Annotated in this window: 19 protein-coding genes; 14 read left to right on the top strand and 5 right to left on the bottom strand. The window is 61.8% G+C overall.

Going from position 1 to position 19,551, the window contains the following annotated elements:
- Window positions 1-34 precede the first annotated feature (34 nt).
- Both GWE18_RS10325 and GWE18_RS10320 read left to right on the top strand, forming a co-directional pair.
- Window positions 35-1,513, top strand: a complete 1,479-nt coding sequence (locus GWE18_RS10325) for an arylsulfatase (RefSeq protein ID WP_275185664.1) — start codon at window positions 35-37, stop codon at window positions 1,511-1,513.
- 203 nt (window positions 1,514-1,716) lie between these two features.
- Window positions 1,717-2,736: a transporter gene (locus GWE18_RS10320; protein WP_275185987.1), complete on the top strand. Its 1,020-nt coding sequence runs from the start codon at window positions 1,717-1,719 to the stop codon at window positions 2,734-2,736.
- Window positions 2,737-2,903: 167 nt separating this feature from the next.
- Here the strand turns inward: GWE18_RS10320 and GWE18_RS10315 are convergent, their stop codons facing one another.
- Window positions 2,904-3,068 carry a hypothetical protein gene (locus GWE18_RS10315; protein WP_275185663.1) on the bottom strand — a complete coding sequence of 55 codons (165 nt, stop codon included), beginning with the start codon at window positions 3,066-3,068 and terminating at the stop codon, window positions 2,904-2,906.
- Between the two features lie 304 nt (window positions 3,069-3,372).
- On the opposite strand from GWE18_RS10315, the gene GWE18_RS10310 reads away from it, so the two are divergent.
- The 5 genes from GWE18_RS10310 to GWE18_RS10290 all read left to right on the top strand — a co-directional run bounded on the left by GWE18_RS10310 (window position 3,373) and on the right by GWE18_RS10290 (window position 9,644).
- Window positions 3,373-6,156 carry a UPF0182 family protein gene (locus GWE18_RS10310; protein ID WP_275185662.1) on the top strand — a complete coding sequence of 928 codons (2,784 nt, stop codon included), beginning with the start codon at window positions 3,373-3,375 and terminating at the stop codon, window positions 6,154-6,156.
- A 50-nt stretch (window positions 6,157-6,206) separates the two neighbouring features.
- Window positions 6,207-6,458, top strand: a complete 252-nt coding sequence (locus tag GWE18_RS10305; protein ID WP_275185661.1) for a hypothetical protein — start codon at window positions 6,207-6,209, stop codon at window positions 6,456-6,458.
- Entirely contained in the window at window positions 6,455-7,561 is a 1,107-nt protein-coding gene (locus tag GWE18_RS10300) for a TRAP transporter substrate-binding protein (RefSeq protein ID WP_275185660.1), read from the top strand. Before GWE18_RS10305 ends, GWE18_RS10300 begins: the two co-directional genes overlap by 4 nt.
- A 98-nt stretch (window positions 7,562-7,659) precedes the next feature.
- Window positions 7,660-8,223, top strand: a complete 564-nt coding sequence (locus GWE18_RS10295; RefSeq protein WP_275185659.1) for a TRAP transporter small permease subunit — start codon at window positions 7,660-7,662, stop codon at window positions 8,221-8,223.
- A complete protein-coding gene (locus GWE18_RS10290; protein WP_275185658.1) occupies window positions 8,220-9,644 on the top strand; it encodes a TRAP transporter large permease subunit in 1,425 nt (474 codons plus the stop codon). The genes GWE18_RS10295 and GWE18_RS10290 overlap by 4 nt, the downstream gene beginning before the upstream one ends.
- Before the next feature lie 125 nt (window positions 9,645-9,769).
- Here GWE18_RS10290 and GWE18_RS10285 read toward each other — a convergent pair whose 3' ends face one another.
- Window positions 9,770-10,570 carry a methyltransferase domain-containing protein gene (locus GWE18_RS10285; RefSeq protein ID WP_275185657.1) on the bottom strand — a complete coding sequence of 267 codons (801 nt, stop codon included), beginning with the start codon at window positions 10,568-10,570 and terminating at the stop codon, window positions 9,770-9,772.
- A gap of 396 nt (window positions 10,571-10,966) precedes the next feature.
- The gene (locus tag GWE18_RS10280) at window positions 10,967-11,323 is read right to left on the bottom strand and encodes a YbaN family protein (protein WP_275185656.1); all 357 of its coding nucleotides are present in this window, start codon (window positions 11,321-11,323) and stop codon (window positions 10,967-10,969) included.
- A gap of 14 nt (window positions 11,324-11,337) precedes the next feature.
- On the opposite strand from GWE18_RS10280, the gene GWE18_RS42260 reads away from it, so the two are divergent.
- From GWE18_RS42260 to GWE18_RS10265, 3 genes are all read left to right on the top strand, one after another.
- Window positions 11,338-11,682, top strand: coding sequence for a TrbI/VirB10 family protein (locus GWE18_RS42260; protein ID WP_342804246.1), 345 nt, complete (start codon window positions 11,338-11,340; stop codon window positions 11,680-11,682).
- A gap of 135 nt (window positions 11,683-11,817) precedes the next feature.
- Window positions 11,818-13,308 carry an amidohydrolase family protein gene (locus GWE18_RS10270; RefSeq protein ID WP_275185655.1) on the top strand — a complete coding sequence of 497 codons (1,491 nt, stop codon included), beginning with the start codon at window positions 11,818-11,820 and terminating at the stop codon, window positions 13,306-13,308.
- Between the two features lie 2 nt (window positions 13,309-13,310).
- Window positions 13,311-14,255 carry a GTP-binding protein gene (locus GWE18_RS10265; RefSeq protein WP_275185654.1) on the top strand — a complete coding sequence of 315 codons (945 nt, stop codon included), beginning with the start codon at window positions 13,311-13,313 and terminating at the stop codon, window positions 14,253-14,255.
- Between the two features lie 201 nt (window positions 14,256-14,456).
- Here GWE18_RS10265 and GWE18_RS10260 read toward each other — a convergent pair whose 3' ends face one another.
- Entirely contained in the window at window positions 14,457-14,684 is a 228-nt protein-coding gene (locus tag GWE18_RS10260) for a hypothetical protein (protein ID WP_275185653.1), read from the bottom strand.
- A gap of 61 nt (window positions 14,685-14,745) precedes the next feature.
- Between GWE18_RS10260 and pgm the strand changes: the two genes are divergently transcribed.
- The 3 genes from pgm to GWE18_RS10245 all read left to right on the top strand — a co-directional run bounded on the left by pgm (window position 14,746) and on the right by GWE18_RS10245 (window position 17,539).
- Entirely contained in the window at window positions 14,746-16,386 is a 1,641-nt protein-coding gene (pgm, locus tag GWE18_RS10255; RefSeq protein WP_275185652.1) for a phosphoglucomutase (alpha-D-glucose-1,6-bisphosphate-dependent), read from the top strand.
- 262 nt (window positions 16,387-16,648) lie between these two features.
- Complete coding sequence (locus GWE18_RS10250) at window positions 16,649-16,975, top strand: hypothetical protein (RefSeq protein ID WP_275185651.1); 327 nt, start codon at window positions 16,649-16,651, stop codon at window positions 16,973-16,975.
- Window positions 16,976-17,035: 60 nt separating this feature from the next.
- Window positions 17,036-17,539: a helix-turn-helix transcriptional regulator gene (locus tag GWE18_RS10245; RefSeq protein WP_275185650.1), complete on the top strand. Its 504-nt coding sequence runs from the start codon at window positions 17,036-17,038 to the stop codon at window positions 17,537-17,539.
- Window positions 17,540-17,553: 14 nt separating this feature from the next.
- On the opposite strand, the gene GWE18_RS10240 is transcribed toward GWE18_RS10245, so the two are convergent.
- Window positions 17,554-18,108 (bottom strand): hypothetical protein, encoded by a 555-nt coding sequence (locus tag GWE18_RS10240; RefSeq protein ID WP_275185648.1) that lies wholly within the window; start codon window positions 18,106-18,108, stop codon window positions 17,554-17,556.
- Window positions 18,109-18,176: 68 nt separating this feature from the next.
- Here GWE18_RS10240 and GWE18_RS10235 point away from each other — a divergent pair, with 68 nt between their 5' ends.
- Entirely contained in the window at window positions 18,177-19,538 is a 1,362-nt protein-coding gene (locus GWE18_RS10235) for a YcaO-like family protein (protein WP_275185647.1), read from the top strand.
- Window positions 19,539-19,551: the final 13 nt, after the last annotated feature.

The raw sequence follows: 19,551 nt of genomic DNA, 5'->3' as shown, positions 1-19,551 counted from the left end.
CTTACTACGACCGATCGACGCGAGATCCCAACAAATGCAGAAGAACAAGAGCATTTGGCTCGGTTCGCTGGCGTCGCTCGTGGCCGTGACGATTGCCAGCGCGCCCGTCGCCGCACAGCAACCAAAGAAGCCCAACATTGTCGTTATGCTGGCGGACAATCTGGGCTATGGCGAGTTGGGCGTCTATGGCGGCGGGATCCTTCGCGGTGCATCCACTCCGCGCATCGACGCCCTCGCCAATGAAGGTATGCGCCTGCTCAACTTCAATGTTGAAGCACAATGCACGCCGTCACGCTCGGCGCTGCTCACGGGGCGCTTCGCCATCCGCTCCGGCACCTACGAAGTCCCGGTCGGTGGTGTCCCCGACGGATTGACTCAATGGGAGATCACGACCGCGGAGCTATTGTCGGCACAAGGCTATGCAACCGGGATGTGGGGGAAGTGGCACCTTGGCAGCGCCGAAGACCGGATGCCCACCAATCAGGGGTTCGACGAGTGGTATGGCATCCCGCGTACGTACGACGAGGCGATGTGGCCGTCGCTGGACGAGACGAAGAGCATGTGGCCGTCGGTCGGGAATAGGCAAGGTTGGGATGCCAAGGTAGTTCATCCCCAGCATATCTACGGAGCCCGCAAGGGTGAAAAACCTCGGCAGATTGCGGTGCTGGACGTGGATCGCCGCCGCACCATGGATGCCGAAATCGCAGGTCGTGCGGTGGAATTTATCAAGCGCAACGCGGGCGCAGGCAAGCCGTTCTACGCCTATGTTCCGTTCGCGCAGGTGCACATGCCAACGCTTCCAAATCTGGAGTTCGCAGGCAGGACCGGCAATGGGGATTGGGCCGATTGCCTGGCCGAGATGGATTATCGCACCGGCCAAATTCTCGACGCTATCAAGGAAGCAGGTATCGAAAACGATACGCTCGTTATATTCGCCAGTGACAATGGGCCGGAGGCAACCCACCCTTGGGAAGGGGACAATGGACCGTGGCGCGGTACTTACTTCACGGCGATGGAGGGCTCGCTGCGGGCACCGTTCATCATTCGCTGGCCGGGAAAAGTGCCGGCCGGACGGGTCAACAACGAAATGGTACACATCGTTGACCTATTCACCACTCTCGCCCGCGTCGGCGGAGCAGAGATCCCTACGGATCGTCCAATCGATGGCGTGGATCAGCTCGAGTTTTTCCTCGGCGAGCAGGAGAGGTCCAATCGCGAAGGATTCCCTGCTTACGTCGCCGATCGGCTGTCGGCCGTCAAATGGCGAAACTGGAAAGTGCACTTGATCTGGCAGGAAAACATGTATGCCACGCCGCAGAAATTGCCTTTGCCGAAGATCATCAATTTGCTCACTGACCGCAAGGAGGAGCGCGATGTAGCGGCTTACAACTCATGGGTTGCCGACCCAGCCGTGAGGATCATTGCCGAGTTGGAGGCGAGCTTCAGGAGGTACCCTCCGATTAAACTTGGAACTCCCGATCCTTACCGACCGCCCGAGCCCGCAGCAAGGTAACGCGTCGGCAAAGGAGTCAGTCCGAGACGCCAGCTATGGATGACTAACGGGTAGTTGGCCTGCGATAACATTTCTTGGAGCGAGTCGCTTTTAAGTGGCCTGTGGCCGCACAACCACAGACTTAGGACCTCGATTCTGATCTGATTGGTTGTGCGCGTTTTTGGGAGGTTAAGATGAAAATCGCTTCCTCGAATATTTGCCGGATGGCATTTACCGCCGCAGCGTTGGCGCTTCATTCTCAGGCAGCCCAGGCGGATGAGAACGGCGTGTCCCTTTGGCTTCCCGGGTTTTTCGGTAGCCTGGCTGCCGCCCCGGCGGTTCCGGGATGGTCACTCGGCACGGTGGCCTATCACACCAGTGTGGAAGCTTCCGGCAACGTTGCGGCAGCACGACAAATCTCGATAGGCCAGGTGCCGGCGACGGCAAACGTCAATCTCAACGCCAATCTGGATGCCCGTGGCGATCTGTTGTTTATTGCGCCAACCTACACCTTCGCGACGCCCGTGCTCGGCGGCCAACTTGCCGTCAGCGTAATTGGCGCCGTCGGCAACGTTGACACCAGCATCGCCGGGACGCTGACCGCACAGGTCGGCCCCATTGTCGCGACACGCAGTGGGGTTCTGTCGGATTCGCTGACCGGCGTCGGTGATCTCTATCCGTTGGTGACGCTGAAATGGAATCACGGCGTCCACAACTACATGGTCTACGGGTTCGGCGACATTCCGGTCGGAGCCTACGACTCGCGACGCCTCTCCAACATAGGCATCGGGCATGGCGGCATCGACTTCGGCGCCGGCTATACCTACCTCAACCCGGCGACGGGTATCGAATTTTCCGGCGTTGCCGGCTTCACCTACAACTTCGAGAATCCGACCACACAATATCAAAGCGGCATCGACTTCCATTTCGACTGGGGTGCATCGCACTTTCTGTCCAAGCAGCTCTTCGTCGGCATGGTCGGATATGCCTACCAGCAGGTCACTGACGATATTGGCGCAGCACCATTCCTCGGCGGATTCAAATCGCGCGTTTTCGGCTTTGGCCCCCAACTCGGCTATCTCTTTCCGATTGGAGACAAGCAGGGATATTTGAACTTCAAGGGTTACAGGGAATTTGCCGCAGAAAACCGTCCGGAAGGCTGGAACGTCTGGTTGACCTTCGCCATCTCGAATGCCGCGCCGACATCAACCGTTACGCCGACAAGGCATGCGATCACGAAGTAGAGCCTTGAACGGTCGATTTCCGCCTTGAACCCATAAATTCAGATTGGTTGGCGGCCGTCCGCTTTGCTATGCATTCCGGACTCACGTCGGACATCGCGTGGAGGCCCGTGGTAAGTCGGTTCGCTGGTTGCCGCTCGTTTCCTTCTCCAGACAATGGTGGTTTGAATTCACGCGGCCGCGTTTTTCTCCCCCGCGGCGGCTGTCTCTCTTCCGCTGACCTTGGCCGCTTCGGAGGCGTGAACCAGCGCCTTCAGCGAAGTCATCGTGGCCTGAATGTTATCCTTGCGTGCCCTCAAGGTCCGCGCCAGCACCGGGTACGCTGGGTCTGACACGTCGCGAACACCCGCGCGGGTCTCTTCGTGCTCGATGTCAACGGCGAGTAGCTCGACCGATCGCAATAGGCTTTCGGTTTGAGGCCTTCAAGTTTGAGCCTGCCGCTTGAAAGACGGACCAGACAAGCGCGGCCGCCACGTTGATCGCAGCGTCGGGTCGTCGATGAGCCAGCGCTCTGGCCCAATTGTCGATCGCGCCGGCTACGCGCAGAGGCTGCAAAAAGCGCGATCGTCGCCGGCTGTGACGCGCAATCCCGTCATGAATCAAGCGGCAAGTATCCTTCATTTCTGCTATCATTAGACCATGACGATCGGGATTACCGGACCCGAACGGAAGGTGCCAAGGCAAAGCGCCGTGGTCGGGGCCATCATTGCGGCTGTCTTCGTTGGGATTTGCCTGATCCTGCTCTGGCTCACGAGCGACTTGCTGGTTGACTGGCTGTGGTTTTCCGCGATCGGCTATCCGCAGGTTTTTTGGACGACAATCGGCGCCAAAGCCGTCGTTCTTTTTGCAGTCTGGACCGCAACTGCGCTCGTTCTTTGGTTGAATGGATGGCTCGCGGTGCGCTTTGCCCGACGCCAGCCGCCGCAATCCGTCGCGGCCTTTGTGTCGAATCTTGCGGGCAATGTGCCGCCGCCCGACCTGTTGGCGGTCGTGCGCGACCGGCTGCCATGGTCCCGGGTCGTCGCGGGCAGCGCTGGTTTGCTCGCTCTGCTGGTTGCCGCGGCAGAGGTGGGCAACTGGGGCGCCATCCTGCAGTTCTTCTATCACGTTCCCTACGGCGCAGACGATCCGCTCTTCAACAAGGACATCGGTTTCTATCTCTTCGTGCTGCCGGCCTATATCCTCGTCAAAAACTGGATGCTGCTCACGCTCGTTCTGAGCGCGCTTTTCGCCGCAGCGATCTACTGGGTGCACGGCGACATCGAATACGACGTGCAGCGCCGATCAATGTCGCCGACAGCGATCGCTCACGGCTCGGCGTTGCTTACTCTCCTGCTCGTTGTGAAGGCCTGGTCGTACGTTCTCGACCGCTATCTGCTGCTCTATGGCGACAACGGCGTCGTCGTCGGCGCCAGCTACACTGATGTGTATGTGGGGCTGCCGGGCCTGTGGCTAATGATCGCGCTGTCGATCATTGCGGCGGTTGCTGCGTTGGCGAACCTCCGGGTGAGGACCTACCGGCTCCCTGCCGCCGCGGTCATGCTTGTCGTCATCGGCTCTTTGGTGCTGTCCGGCATCGCTCCCGTGCTGTTCCGGCAGTTCTTTGTCAAACCAAGCGAGTTGGAACTGGAGAAGCCCTACATTGAGCGCAACATCGCGCTCACCCGGCAGGCATACAATCTCGATCAGATCGCAGCCAAGCCGTTCGCTGCCGAACAGAAGCTTACCTTCAAGACGCTCGACGCCAACAAGGCGACAATCGACAATATCAGGCTGTGGGACTGGCAGCCCTTGTCGGATACCTACGCGCAACTGCAGGAGATCCGCACCTACTACAAATTCCATCATCTTGACGTTGACCGCTATTGGCTCGATGGCTCCTACCAAAGCGTAATGATCTCGGCCCGCGAGCTGCGGCCCTCCTTGCTGCCGCCGAATGCCCAGACATGGGTCAACCGCCACGTGCTGTTTACTCACGGCACCGGCGCGGTGATGAGCCCGGTCACTCGCAAGAGCGCCGAAGGGCTGCCATTCCTTTACTTGCGCGACATACCCCCGGTTGCCGACGGAGGCCCGCAGATCCATGAACCGCGCATCTACTACGGCGAAGAGCACGACAGCTACGTCATTGTCAAAGGGAGCACACCTGAGTTCGACTATCCAAAGGGAAAGGACAATGTCTACGCGGCCTATGACGGCACCGGTGGCGTTCCAATCGGAGCAATGGTGTGGAGAGGCCTGTTTGCTTATTACTTCAACGACCCGAACCTGGTGCTCTCAAACTACATCACCGCCGACAGCCGGATCATGATCCGCCGCAATATCCAGGAGCGGGTGCGGACGATCGCTCCGTTCCTGAGGCTCGATCACGATCCTTATCTGGTCATCACCGATGGGCGGATGTTCTGGATACAGGACGCCTATACGGTGAGTTCCTATTTCCCCTATGCACAGCCGGCGCAAGGGCAGCGCCTCAACTACATTCGCAATTCAGTGAAGGTTGTCGTCGATGCCTATAACGGAACCGTCGACTTTTATCTGATGGACATCGCCGACCCGATCGCCGCAACCTTCCAGCGCATCTTTCCGAGCTTGTTCAAGCCGTTCGCGGCCATGCCGTCAGACCTGCAGAAGCACATTCGCTATCCGGAGGATCTGTTCCTGATCCAGGCGCGGCTCTATCAGACTTACCACATGGAGGCGGCCGACGTTTTCTATAACCGCGAGGATCTCTGGCAGTTCCCGCGCCAGCCGGGTGGCGGCGGCACCGCAATGATGGCGCCTTACTACATCATCATGCGGCTGCCCGGCGAGCCGCAGGCTGAGTTCTTCCTCATGCTTCCGATGGTGCCCAGCCGTCGCGACAACATGATCGCGTGGCTTGCCGCGCGCTGCGACGCGCCCGACTACGGCAAGCTGATCGTGTACGAGTTTCCCAAGGAGAAGCTCGTCTATGGACCATTCCAGATCGAAGCGCGGATCAATCAGAACACCGAGATAACCCAACAAATCACGTTGTGGAACCAGATGGGCTCGCGGGTGATACGTGGTGCGAACTTGCTTGTGATCCCGATCGAGAACTCGATCCTCTATGTAACGCCGCTCTATCTGCGAGCAGAGCACGGACACCTGCCGGAGCTGAAACGCGTGATCGCAGCGTACGGCGAACATGTGGTGATGAAGGAGACGCTCGCCGAGGCCTTGTCAGCGCTGTTCATGGAGCCCGGCGCGCCGGCAGTTTCAACCACGATAGAGGAGAGGCCCGCCACAGGCCCGGCGGCAAATCAGGCACGGGAGGCGCTTGATCGCTACAATCAAGCAGTGGAGCGATTGAAGTCCGGAGATTGGAAGGGCTTCGGCACGCAGTTCGATGCAATGCGCGAGCTTCTGGAGGAAATGAACCGACGCTCCACCGGCCAATAATTTAGGCCCGAACGGAAAGGAGCTGTATCGGCAATTCGGGAGCAGCCCCAATGCCGGGGATGGAGCAGGCCGAGCTTTTCGCCACACGCCGCGGTGCAACAAGCAGCGGTGAATTCGTCGGTGCGACCCCGCGCCAAAATCGCGCCACGCAGCCAGCAGCCTGTCGGCGCCTGCTGCGGCCAGAAAGCAAGATGACAATTTGTCGGGATGGTGGCAGACTTGGTTTCGAGACCAAGCGCGGCAAAAAAACGAAGAAAACGATCGCCATGGTCCCGTCGTCAAAGGGAGGAGAGGACTCATGAAACGTTTGTTTCTGGGATCAATCGCCGTTGCCCTGATGGTATCGGCGTTTTTCGGATCCACTACTGCTGTCCTGGCACAGACGAAGGTGCTGAAGATGCAGGCCACATGGCCGGCGTCGCTCACGCTCTATGATAACTTCACCTACTTCGCCGAGCGGGTGAACAAGCTGTCGGCCGGCACGTTGAAGATCGAGGCGATGCCCGCCGGCCAGGTCGTGCCGGCCTTCGAGGTGCTGGACGCGACCCACAAGAAGGTGCTCGACGGCGCGCATGCTTGGGCCGGCTACTGGACCGGCAAGAACAAGACCGCGATCCTGTTCACCGGCGGTCCCGGCGGAACGTTCGGCATGGACTACATGGACGTGATGGGCTGGTTCTATCACGGCGGCGGCCTCGATCTGTACAACGAGTTTTATCAGAAGGAGCTCAAGCTCAACGTCGTCGTATTCCCCATCCTGCCTGCAGGGCCGCAGGCTTTCGGCTGGTTCAAGAAGCCGATCCAGACGGTCGAGGACATGAAGGGCATGAAATGCCGCCAGACCGGCATGGCCGGCGAAGTCTGGCAGGCGCTCGGCTTCACGGTGGTCAACATGCCGGGCGGCGAGATCATTCCCTCCGCACAGCGCGGCGTGATCGATTGCGCGGAATGGGTCGGCGGCATCGAGGACATGCAGCTCGGCTTCCACAACGTCTGGAAGTACCACTATTCGCCCGGCCTGCATGAGAACGTGACGGTCGGCGAAATCGTGATCAACGGCGATGTGTGGAAAGAGCTCAGCCCGCAGCACCAGGAGATCATCAAGTCGGCGGCCAACGAGACATTCCTCGTCTGGTGGACCAAGTGGCAGCGCCAGAACGCCGATGCGTTGACTGAGATGCAGCAGAAACACGGCGTACAGATCCTGCGTACGCCGACCGAGATCCTGCTGACCTTCATCAAGAAGTGGGACGAGATCGCGGCGGCCGAGGGCGCCAAGAACCCATTCTTCAAGAAGGTGCACGACTCGCAGAAGGCCTATGCCAGCGCTGTGGTGCCGTACAAGCGGTCCTATTTCCCGCCATACTCCTTCATGGCGAACTACTACTTCCCCGTCGAGAAATAGGGCGTCGTCCGAGGGCGGCCGGTTCGGCCGCCCTCCATTCGCACGCGGCCGGCCCGCATCGCGCCGCAAGGCGCGAACGGTCGGCGGTAGGGGGAGGGATGGCTGAGATAACAGACAGACAGTCGCCGGCGCTGCTGGCCATAATCCGGATCATCGACGGCTTCACGGATCGGACCGGCACGGTCATTTCGTGGCTGGCGGTGCCGCTGGTTCTGGCCGTCGCCTACGAGGTAGGAGCGCGCTACCTGTTCAACGCGCCGACCATATGGGCCTACGACGCAACCTACATGCTCTACGGCTCGCTGTTCATGCTCGGCGCCGCTTACGCGCTGCACAAGGGCGCTCACATCCGCACCGACTTCTTCTGGGAGAAGTTCTCCATCCGCAGGAAGGGCCTGATCGACACGATCTCCTATATCGTCTTCTTCTTCCCGAGCCTGATCATGCTGTTGCTGATTAGCTGGAACGAGTTTCATTATTCCTGGCAGATCAACGAAATGTCGGATCAGACACCGTGGCGGCCGGTGCTGTGGCCGTTCAAGTTCGTCGTGCCGCTCGCCTGCCTTTTGCTGCTGATCCAGGGCGTGTCCGAGTTGATCAAGAGCATCTACATGGTGCGCACCGGCGTCGAGCTTGAGCACAAGGAGAAGGTCGAGATATGACCGCAGAAGCGCTCATCGGCCTCATCATGCTTCTGGTGCTGCTCGGAGCGATCTTCATCGGCGTGCCGATCTCGTTCACGCTGCTGTTTCTCGCCTTTGCGTTCGGCTACGTCGGCATGGGCGCGACGGTGTTCGACCTTGCCTACTTCCAGACCATCGGCCTGATGAAGGAGGAGCTCCTGGCCGCCGTACCGCTGTTCATCTTCATGGGCTTCATCACCGAGCAGGCCGGCCTCATGGAGCGCCTTTTTAGGGCATTCCGCATGCTGCTTGCGCCGGTGCGCGGCGCACTCTTCCTCGTCGTCATCCTGACCTCGGCCGTGTTCGCGATGGCGACGGGCATCGTCGGCGCAGCCGTCACCGTTCTTGGCATCATGGCCTCGCCGATCATGACGAAGGCGGGTTATGACGCGAAGCTTTCAGCGGGCACCATCACTGCGGGCGGCACGCTCGGCATTCTCATTCCCCCGTCGGTAATGCTGATCGTGATGGGGCCGGTGCTCGGGGTGTCGGTCGCCGATCTCTATGCTGCAGCCTTCGGGCCGGGTTTCCTGCTGGCCGGCATGTACATCGCCTATCTGATGGGCCGCTCCCTCTTGAACCCCAAACTCGGGCCGCCGGTGCCAATGGACGAGCGGATCTACTCGGCGGGGTACATTGCGCGCGAGGTGATCATCGGCACGCTGCCCCTGCTCGGGCTCATCACGGCGACGCTCGGTTCGATCATCGGGGGTCTTGCAACGCCGACGGAGGCCGCCGGCATCGGCAGCGTCGGCGCGCTTATCCTGGCCGTCGCATATGGCAGGTTCTCACTCGGCGGACTGCAACGGGCGATGATCTCGACGATGGCGACGTCGAGCATGGTGCTGCTGCTGGCGGTCACGTCGAACATTTTCGGTGCGGTGTTCGCTCGCCTCGGCTCGGCGAACTGGATCACCGAGACGATGCTCGGTCTCCAGTTGCCGCCCAGCCTCATGCTGATTGTCGTGCTGTTGCTCATTTTTCTGCTGGGTTGGCCGTTTGAGTGGCCGGCCATCATCCTGGTATTCCTGCCGATCTTCTACCCCGTCGTGAAGGGCATGGGCATCGACCTCATATGGTTCGGCGCATTGGTTGCGGTGGTGCTGCAGACCGCCTTCCTGTCGCCGCCGGTCGCCATGTCAGCGTATTATCTCAAACAGGTGGTCAAGGGCTGGAGTCTCGCAACGATCTACGCCGGCATGTTCCAGTTCATGATTCTGCAGGTGATCTGCGTTGGGCTGATGATCGCCTTCCCCGGCATTGCGACCTGGTTCCCGCAGACGCTGAACGAGGCATCCCGCAGCCAGGTCATCCCCGAGGAGTACAAGAAAATCCTGGAACAGCAGAAGCGGGCACCGGGTCTCGAAGACGAAGATTGGCTGACACCAAAAAAGAAGTAGTGGGGCGTAGGCCGATTAGGTCGGCAAAGCCTGCCGTTTACGTCGCTTGTACGAGGCTTGAGTTGGACTGACATGGTCCGCTCCTTCCGGATTGCTCCTGGTGTCGAAGCGCGACCCTCCGCGACCTAAGGTCGCCTGCAGGTTGCGAGATGCGCGGATATGTCGAACGCAAGTCCATCGGCCGTGACATAGCGAGCGAGGATTGTTTCCGCCTCTGCCAGGATACGATCGATCTGCGACTCCGGTAGCACGACTCCCATGACGGGTAACCATCCCCTGAGTTCGGCCTCTACAAACTCGCGCATGTTGGGGAACCGCGCCGCGCCGTTACAGGTCGTGAGATTTATCGAGCTGGCCCCGGCGCCCTTGAACAACGTGGCGAGCACCTGCCTGTCGCCGAGCGCAAACGGCGCGCGAAGCGCGTCACCGGCGGTCCTTCCGGCAACGTGGTCCAGCAGGCCCACGAGGGCAGCGAATGCGGGGGCGTTTTCGATGGCATCCCAAACTGCGACCGCGCACCTGCCGCCAGGGACCATCACGCGCAGCATCTCCCGGATCGCCTTGTCGCGATCCGAAAAGAACATCAGGCCGAATTGACACACAACGACATCAAACGAACGATCCGGAAACGGCAGCGCCTCGGCCGCTCCATCCCGCCAATCAATGCCGGGCGCGAGGCTTCGCGCCACCGCCAGCATTCCTGCGTTTGGATCGAGCGCGGCGACACTGCTGGATCGTCCGGTTCGCCTTGCCGCCTCGCGCGCCAGAACTCCGGTGCCGCAGGCAACGTCCAGAACGCGATCGCCGCTTTCGATCTTGGCGGCATCTGCCATCATCGGCGCCCATTGCTGAAAGAGTGCCGGAACGAACAGCGCCTCATAGGCGTGCGCAGCGTCGATCAAGGTCTGCGAAACAGGTGAGGGCATGGTGTCGCCTCGTGCAAGAGCGAGCTGGTGCCGGGAAGACAGAGAAGCTGCATGGTCGGGATTCTGTACGGTGAGGCGGATGTCTTCATCCGCCTCTCATCGTCTCCAGGACCAGTTCCGGGTTCGTTTGCCGACCAATGCTTCAACATCCTCGCGGAAGTCCGGTGGATCGGCAAGCACGATGGCCTTTCCATTCCAAGGCCAGCCGTCCTGCGCGATGGGTTCCAGAGGGTTCCATTCCTGGTTCACGGGCGATTGCCGGTCGTATGTGCGCCCTTGTGCTGCTCGCACAGGACTTAGCTATTTGCACCAATGATACTCAGCTCGCGATCGTGCACGACGATCACCGATCTATCTCGTGCTTCCGATGGCCGAGCAGCTCAATGCGCGGTGCCGTCAAGTCGACGGTCTGGTGAAGACATAGACCAGACCCGCAAGCATGAGTGTGCCGACGCTTGCCATCAGGATCGGGCCCGGCGCGCTTCCGATCCAGAACAGCAGGAATCCGGCGCTTATGCCCGCAAGGGCCAGCAGTTTCGCTCTCAGAGGGATCGCGCCGCGCTCGCGCCACGCACGCAGCGTCGGCCCGAAGCGAGGATGGGAGACAAGCCAGTTTTCGAGCCGCGGAGACGATCGTGCGAAGCAGGTCGTCGCGATGATAAGGAATGGCGTCGTCGGGAGCACCGGCAAGAATGCGCCGACAAAGCCGAGCGCGATGAAGATAAAGCCGAGAACAAGGTAAACGCGACGCATCAGCCACAACCATCATGCAAGAGCGAGGGATTGTAATTCCAGCCGCGCCCCTCACAGACATCCAATCCGATCTGCCCGGCCAGGGAACGGCGCAGGTGACCGAGCATGTCTATGACACCTCGATCGGAAAATTCCTACTGGTCCCGCGGGGTGCACGATTGATCGGTAGTTACGACAGTCAGGCCGCGTTCGAAAATATGGGAGGCTGGAGCGCTGCGCTTCGGCGCGTACACTCAACGTGCGTCTTTAGCTGGTTGGCGATTGACGCATCGAGCAACTCACGCCGCCGGACGGAAATGCCCGGGCGAATATTCGTGTCGCGCCGGATCAGCCGGCGCAGCGTGAGGCTTCTCGCATAATGCGTCAGCGTCGGCGGAGGTGGTCGTCGGTCCGAAAATCTGCCTCTATTGGAGTCGAGACGGTTCGGTCTACGTGCCTGCCGAGCTGCTGCCGGCCTTGCCGGACCTGAAGTTTTTGCGTTGAGGAGTGGCGATATGGGTGGCTTGGTAATCAGTGGCGGCCGGGTGGTGGATCCGGCAAGCGGGATGGACGCCATTGGCGATGTGGCGGTGCTGGATGGCCAGATCTCCGCTGTCGGCACCGGGCTCGGCGGCGCCGAACGGGTGATCGACGCGACCGGGCTGGTGGTGGCTCCCGGCTTCATCGACCTGCATGCCCACGGCCAGTCGATCCCGGCCGACCGCATGCAGGCGTTCGACGGGGTGACGACGACGCTCGACCTTGAGGCCGGAGTATTGCCGGTCGCATCCTGGTATCTGCGCCAGGCCGCTCAGGGACGCGTGCTGAACTACGGCGCCGCCGCCAACTGGGCCTTCGCGCGCATCGGCGCGATGACCGGCTCCAACGCGGAAAGCTCGCTGGAGGCGTTCGGCAATGCCATGCGCGATCGCCGCTGGATCGACAACGTGGCCAGCGACGCCGAGGTGGCCGGCATCCTCGACCGCCTTGCAAACGGACTGAACGAGGGCGGCATCGGCATCGGCATCCTCAACGCCTATGCACCGGGCGCCGGGGTGCAGGAGCTGACCGCGGTGTGCCAACTGGCGGCGGCGCACGATGTAGCGACCTTCACCCACGTCGCCTACATGTCCCGGATCGACCCCGAAAGCGCCGCCGAGGCCTATATCCGCCTGATCGGCTATGCGGGCGCCACCGGCGCGCACATGCACATCTGCCACTTCAACTCTTCCAGCAAGACGGACGTGGAGCGTTGCGCCGCGCTGGTGGCCAAGGCCCAGGCGCAGGGCCTGCCGATCACGGTGGAGGCCTATCCATATGGCACAGGTTCTACCGTGCTGGCGGCGGCCTTCTTTGGCGATCCCGAGTTCGAGGCGCGCAATGGCACCGGCTATGATTCCGTGCAGCGGGTAACCGACGGGCGGCGCTTCCGCGACCGGAAGGAGCTGCTGGCGGCACAGGCCGAGGAGCCCTCTACGCTGGTGCTGTGGCATATCCTGGATACGGACAACAATCCGCATCACCGCGACCTCCTGGACATCTCGGTGCTGTATCCGGGCGGCGCGATTGCGTCCGACGCGATGCCCTGGACGCTGTCGGACGGCAGCGTTTATACCGGCGACACCTGGCCGCTGCCGGACGATGCCACCTCGCATCCGCGCTCAGCGGGTTGCTTCACCCGTTTCATCCGCGAGTGGGTGCGTGAGCGCAAGGCGCTATCGCTCTTGGAAGGCGTCCGCAAATGCGCCCTGATCCCGGCGGAGATCCTTTCCCGCAGCACACCCGCCATGCGCACCAAGGGAAGGCTGCAGGTGGGTGCGGATGCCGACATTGTCGTGTTCGATTTCGAGGCGCTGACCGACCGGGCGACTTTCTCGGCGATGAACCGCCCGTCAGAGGGGGTACGGCATCTGGTGGTCAGCGGCCGGCCGCTGATATCAGATGGTGTGCTGGATGTGGCGGCGAGGCCCGGCCGGCCGGTGCGCCGGTCCGTTGCAGAGAGTTGATTGTGCCGGTTCCGATCCTGCTGGTGACCGGCTTCCTCGGGGCGGGCAAGACCACGGTCGTGAACCACCTGCTGGTGCATGCGGAGGGGCGGCGGATTGCCGCCGTGGTCAACGATTTCGGCGCGATCAACATCGATGCGGAGCTGATCGCGGGCGCCAGCGATGGGGTGGTCAGCCTAAGCAATGGCTGCATCTGTTGCTCGCTGGAAGGCGATCTGTTGCGCACGCTCGCCGCCCTGCTGCGGCGTGATCCGCGGCCGGAGTTCATCGTGATCGAAACCAGCGGGATCGCCGATCCCTCGGATATTGTGCGCAACCTGATGGATCCCCTGATCTGGCGGGAGGCGCCGCTGGAAACGGTGCTGTGCGTAGTGGACGCGACGACACCGGCAGAGACGTTGAACGACGCGTTGCTGCGCTCTCAGCTCCGGACGGCCGATGTGGTGGCCTTCAGCAAGGTGGATCTGGTGGATGCGGTGGGGCGCGCACAGTTGCGCGATACTGTCCGGGCGCTGCGTCCGGCCGCGGTGGTGGTCGATGCTCTGCATGGCGAAGTCCCCGCAGCGCTGCTGTTCCCCGCGGACGTGGACCGCGTGCCGACGCCGCGCGAGATAAGGCCGCAACGGCCGGCGGCTGACCGGTTCGAGACGCTGAGCTGGACGTCGGAACGGCCGGTGTCGCTTCCCCGGTTGCAGCAAGCGATCGGTCGTCTGGCGCCGAAGCTCGCTCGAGCGAAGGGATTGTTCGAGACGGTGGAGCAGCCCGGCCGGTTGATGGTGTTTCAGCTCGCCGGCGGGCGCGCGACGTTGGCGCCGGGCGGGGCGCTGGCGGCCGGGGTACTGGCGGCCCGGGTGCCGCGGGTGCGGATCGTGTTCATTGCCGAGATCGGGGTTCTCTCGATCGCCGAGATCGACCGGATCATGCAAGAGTGCATCGAAGCTGGGTGAAGCGAGCGGGGGCCGATCCGTCCAAGGCATCGCGAGCGAGGGAGCATTTCACTCTCTATTCCCTCTCCCCGTTCTTCACGCGGAGAGGGTCGGGGTGAGGGGCTCTCTTCGCGAGTGAGCTCTATCGATAGACCTGTACCCCCTCACCCCGCAGGCGGGGAGAGGTTGGGAACGCGGCGCCATCTCGGCACGCACAGGCACTCACGCCGCGGGACGGAAATGTCCGGGCGCGTGCTTCGTGTCGCGCCGGATCAGCCGGCGCGGCGTGGAAGGCTCGGCATATCCTACGCGCAGCGCGATCTCGTCGACCGACAGGCGCGTGGGTTCGAGCAGGAATCGCGCGGTCTCGCGCATGGCGACAGGAAACCGGTTCGGCAGCGCGGCGTTTACTAGAAGCGGCTGCATCGCCTTGGTTGGCGTGATGCTCAACTTTGCCCACGCTATCGCTTCCAAGTATAGTGCAGCGAAACCACCCATTCCGTGAGGTCATGTGACTGCCCCCAATCCCGCTGCCGGCAAACCGGTCGACCCCGCCTCCCTCGTCAACGTGCCGCAATTGGTAACGGCTTATTTTGCGTCGAAACCGGATCCGTCCGATTCCACCCAGCGCGTTGCCTTCGGAACCTCGGGTCATCGCGGGACTTCGCTGAAGAACTCGTTCAACGAAAATCATATCCTGGCGACGACGCAGGCGATCTGCGATCACCGCCGCGAAACCGGGCTCACCGGCCCGCTGTTCCTCGGCATCGATACGCACGCGCTCGCCGAGCCGGCGCTGGTGAGCGCGGTAGAAGTGTTTGCCGCTAACGGCATCGACATCATGATCGATGAGCGCAGCGGCTATACGCCGACGCCTGTCATCTCGCATGCGATCTTGAGCTACAACAAGGGTCGAACGAGCGGGCTTGCCGATGGCGTCGTCATCTCACCCTCGCACAATCCGCCGGAGGATGGCGGCTATAAATATAACCCGCCGCATGGCGGCCCCGCCGATACCGACGTAACGGGAAAGGTCGAAAAGGCCGCCAACGCCTATATCGAAGCGGACATGAAGGGCGTGGCGCGAATGCCGTACGAGCGCGCCCGCAAGGCACCCTCGACACATCTGTACGACTACATCCGCCCCTATGTCGCCGATCTCGGCAATGCCGTGGACATGGCGCTGATCAAATCATCGGGCGTGAAAATCGGGATCGATCCGCTGGGCGGCGCCGCCGTTCATTACTGGCAGCCGCTGATCGAGCACTACGGAATCAGCGCGACTGTTGTGAACGCCGCCGTCGACCCGACGTTCCGTTTCATGACGGCGGACTGGGATGGAAAAATCCGGATGGATTGTTCCTCGCCATTTGCGATGGCAAGCCTGATTGCGATGCGCGACAGGTTCGATGTCGCCTTTGCCAACGATACCGACGCCGATCGGCACGGCATCGTGACGCGCACGGGTGGCCTGATGAATCCAAATCATTTTCTCGCGGCTGCGATCGCCTATCTGTTCGAGCATCGGCCGCAATGGAGCAGGGAGGCCGCGATCGGCAAGACCATTGTCTCCAGTTCGATCATCGACCGCGTCGCAAGGAAGTTGAACCGCAAGCTGGTGGAAACCCCGGTCGGCTTCAAATGGTTCGTCGAAGGTCTCGGCACCGGTGCGTTCGGCTTCGCCGGCGAGGAGAGCGCCGGCGCATCGTTCCTCAAGCGCGACGGCTCGGTGTGGACGACCGACAAGGACGGCGTGGTGATGGGGCTGCTCGCCGCCGAAATCCTCGGCCGCACCGGCCGCGATCCGAGCCAGTTGTTTGCCGGACTGACAGCCGAACTCGGCGTGCCCTATTACGAGCGAATCGATGTACCGGCGACGCCGAAACAGAAGAGCGCACTGAAGGCGCTCGGGCCGGAGCAACTCGACATGCGCCAGCTTGCCGGTGAACCGGTCAGTGCGATTCGGATCCGGGCGCCGGGTAACGATCAGACCTTCGGCGGCATCAAGGTCGAGTCCGAGGCGGGATGGTTTGCCGCGCGGCCGTCGGGCACCGAAGACGTCTACAAGATCTACGCCGAGAGTTTCCGAGACCAGAACCATCTCAAGACGATTCAGCAGGACGCCCAGCGCGCCATCGCGAAGGCGTTCTGACTTCAGTGGTGAGCGGGGTAGGGGAAACCTCGGGGTTCGCCTACCCGGCGAGGGAAGAATATTGCGCCAGACTGCGCCCGGCTGCGCCAGTTCGGCACACTCCTGACCACTGGCGGCTGCAGAGCTGAATTTCGGGCGCCGTTGCGCTTGCGATCACGCTGAAATCACGAAGACCCCCGCAGTGTTAGGATCGGGAGTTAGCTGCCAGCAAGCCGTCCGCTACGGGGGGCCTGTGAGCTATCGCGGTTACCGGGGGATGGAAATGAGTGCGGAATCGGTTGTCTACTATCTGAATCGAGTGCCTGAGAGCGATCCGAATGACCAAACCGAATGGCTTGTAACTGCGCTGGGGAACTATACCGGCGCGGAGCTGCGAGAGTTGCTCTATGTGGCGGAAGAGCCGGGCTTCTTTGAATTGATGCGCGGGCTGTTTGCGCTCTCGGACGAGAGCCGTGCCGTCCTGCAGCATTTTCTCGAAACCGGTCACCCGCCGGCCATGAAAGCGGCGATCGACCCGAAAGGCCGGTTGACGATTGAGCATGTTAGTGACGAGCAACGGGTAAAATTGCTCCCGGGGATCGCAAATTAGCGTCTGCAGCGCCTGAGGTTGTGCTAGGGTTTCCCAGCTTGAACAGTTGGGAGCCGGCCCATGGCGACGAGGAAATCTCACCCGCTCGATGCGATGGTGGGCGCCAGGATCCGCATGTTGCGGGTCAACCGCGGCATAAGCCAAGCCATGCTCGCGGGACGGATCGGTGTTACCTTCCAGCAGGTACAGAAATACGAGCGAGGCGCCGACCGGATCGGCGCCAGCCGGCTGTCGCGAATCGCTTCCGTGCTGGGCGTTTCAGTCGGCGAGTTGTTCGAATCTTCCGGGGCTGAGTCGCCCGGCTTGAATTCGCTGGTTCGCTTGCTCGCCGAGCCGGACGCCTTGCGCGTTCTCAAGGCCTATGCGTGTACGACCGATCCGCGTGTGCGGCTTAGCATCGCGAAGCTCGTTCAAAGCATCGCCGATCGAGCTCCAGCGGCGAAGGCCACGGTTGCGCGGCTGGATGCTTTCGACCGTGATAAGCGGCGAGGTTTCGGTGGCGAGGATAGTCTTCCGCAGGAAGACGAGCAGCAATCTCATGCCGCCCCCGTTTGCCCGCGGTAATCCCCTCGCAGGCGTCAGCCGGTCGCGCGAATCGCAAGCCGCTCCGGCGGCCTGGTGCCGGGAATGAATTCGCCGATCCAGTCACGGCGCGTCGCTTCGATATGCCAGGACATTGCCTCAGCCGAATAGGGTGCAGGATCGGGGATATCCTTGCGGATCTCCTTGCCGTCGAGCCAGCCGCAACTGTGCGAGTAACGCGCTTTGCAGACGAGATGGATGTCGCCATGGTCCTGCAGCAACACATATCCGTCGGCTGGGAAAAACGTGCCGGCAAGCTCGATCGCACCGGGCAATTGGCGGACCAAGAGGAACGTGCTGGTGGATTGCGTTTCCGATTCCGAGACCAGCACGCCGACCAGGCTATGGATCGGCGTAATTGCCTGCGGTGCAACCAGTGCGAGAGGCTCTGTGATCGGGCCGGCCGTCGCAATCGAAAGATATTCGCCCTCCGGTCCCCAGCGGCAAGCGATCAGCCACTCGCGGCTGCGGCTACGAATCAAGGTCGGCTTGGCATAATCTGATCGAGCAATGTCTGCTGCCATGGCTATGACTAGGGCTTTCGCGAGCATAAGTTCCTCCAGGGTGAGGGCGGGCTGGCCTCACGTCCGGAGTCTGCGCGCAGACTCGTGAGGTCACCGTGAGCGGCACCGAAAATTCGATGCAAGAATTGTTTGCACGCGCGGCATCGTTGCTTCTTGGCAACGAAGTGGACGCGGCCGGCGATCACGATGCCAGACGTATCCTGCAGGCGCTGGAATATGCATCGGAATCCGGCAACCGGATTGATTCGGAGACCGCGAATCGCGCCCATTTGCTTATCGCTGCGTCCCGGTTTGCGCGCGTGTTCGAACTGGCCTCACCCGATGCGCCCAGCCTGGTCAGCTTTGGTGCGCAATTCGATCCAGCGCTTGCCGATCCCTTGCATGACGGAAGCCCGATGGTCGGCGTTTCCGGCGTCGGTCTGACGTTGCAGCACGCGTTTCAGGGCTGCATCGGCGAGGGGATCGAGTATCTCTCTCAATTGCAGACCGGAACAGACCTGTTGCTCAAACCCGGCGTCGACGACTGGGCGGGAAAACTCGGTCCGAAGGCGCTTGAGCTGGTCGTCGCCCTTTCGGAACGCCGCGTACAACCGGAGCGAGTGCTTTCCTGGTGTCGCGCGACGAGACTGACTGACGGCGGCGAGGTGTGGCTTCCGGCGGACATCTGCCTGCGGCGTCCGCCGGCGCAACGCGACTTCGCGCCGCCATCCCCCCTGAGCATCGGATCGGCCGCCGGTCCGTCACGGGACGCCGCAGCATTGCACGGCCTGTTGGAATTGATCGAGCGCGATGCGGCCAGCCTGTGGTGGCGGGGCGGTCAGTTGGCCCGATCGATTCCGGTGCAACATGAAGCCGGCATCGCGGCTAAAGGTTTGTTGCGGCAGCTCCGGCACGGCGCATCGGTGCCGCGCCGGACATGGCTACTGGATATCACGACGGATATCGGCGTGCCCTGCGTCGCGGCCGTCTCCTGCCGCGCAGACGGTTCGGGTTTTGCCTTCGGCCTCGCCGCGCGGCCGGTGCTCGAGACCGCCGTCCGCTCCGCGATTCTGGAAATGTGTCAGCTCGAGCTGGCCGACGCGGTCGTCGCCACCAAACGCGTTGAGCGCGGCGATGACGCGCTCAACGCACAGGATCGCATCCACCTGCAGCGCGCGGCGATCGATGCCGGTCAGTGCAGGCTGCTGCAGCCGGTCGCAGAGTACGCGGCCCATCTGCCCGTTCACGCAACTGAAGCGAGCGTCATATTTGGATTGATCGTACAGCGTTTGGAACAATTTGGAATCGAGACGTTCTGCCTCGATCTCACACGCCAGCGCTTCGCCGTTCCGGTGGTTCGCGTGATTGCCCCGGGCCTGCAACTCGAACCATCCGAAATCGTCACGGCAAGGCTGCAGGATGCGATTGCGCGAACCGGCGGCGGCGCAACCTATACCGGGGGTGTCTCTTTGATATAGACTGGTGGGAATT

The organism is Bradyrhizobium sp. CSA112, from assembly GCF_029051645.1.
In the GTDB taxonomy this organism is placed as follows: domain Bacteria; phylum Pseudomonadota; class Alphaproteobacteria; order Rhizobiales; family Xanthobacteraceae; genus Bradyrhizobium.
Note: the sequence above shows the minus strand (reverse complement) of the source record. Positions and strands in the feature narration are given on the sequence as shown.

Coding starts and splice junctions, on each gene's coding strand:
- GWE18_RS10305 (WP_275185661.1), top strand. CDS start 6,207: ATGCCGGGGATGGAGCAGGCCGAGCTTTTCGCCACACGCCGCGGTGCA.
- GWE18_RS10300 (WP_275185660.1), top strand. CDS start 6,455: ATGAAACGTTTGTTTCTGGGATCAATCGCCGTTGCCCTGATGGTATCG.
- GWE18_RS42260 (WP_342804246.1), top strand. CDS start 11,338: ATGCAAGAGCGAGGGATTGTAATTCCAGCCGCGCCCCTCACAGACATC.
- GWE18_RS10295 (WP_275185659.1), top strand. CDS start 7,660: ATGGCTGAGATAACAGACAGACAGTCGCCGGCGCTGCTGGCCATAATC.
- GWE18_RS10325 (WP_275185664.1), top strand. CDS start 35: ATGCAGAAGAACAAGAGCATTTGGCTCGGTTCGCTGGCGTCGCTCGTG.
- GWE18_RS10270 (WP_275185655.1), top strand. CDS start 11,818: ATGGGTGGCTTGGTAATCAGTGGCGGCCGGGTGGTGGATCCGGCAAGC.
- GWE18_RS10280 (WP_275185656.1), bottom strand. CDS start 11,323: ATGCGTCGCGTTTACCTTGTTCTCGGCTTTATCTTCATCGCGCTCGGC.
- GWE18_RS10240 (WP_275185648.1), bottom strand. CDS start 18,108: ATGCTCGCGAAAGCCCTAGTCATAGCCATGGCAGCAGACATTGCTCGA.
- GWE18_RS10250 (WP_275185651.1), top strand. CDS start 16,649: ATGAGTGCGGAATCGGTTGTCTACTATCTGAATCGAGTGCCTGAGAGC.
- GWE18_RS10320 (WP_275185987.1), top strand. CDS start 1,717: ATGGCATTTACCGCCGCAGCGTTGGCGCTTCATTCTCAGGCAGCCCAG.
- GWE18_RS10290 (WP_275185658.1), top strand. CDS start 8,220: ATGACCGCAGAAGCGCTCATCGGCCTCATCATGCTTCTGGTGCTGCTC.
- GWE18_RS10310 (WP_275185662.1), top strand. CDS start 3,373: ATGACGATCGGGATTACCGGACCCGAACGGAAGGTGCCAAGGCAAAGC.
- GWE18_RS10245 (WP_275185650.1), top strand. CDS start 17,036: ATGGCGACGAGGAAATCTCACCCGCTCGATGCGATGGTGGGCGCCAGG.
- GWE18_RS10285 (WP_275185657.1), bottom strand. CDS start 10,570: ATGCCCTCACCTGTTTCGCAGACCTTGATCGACGCTGCGCACGCCTAT.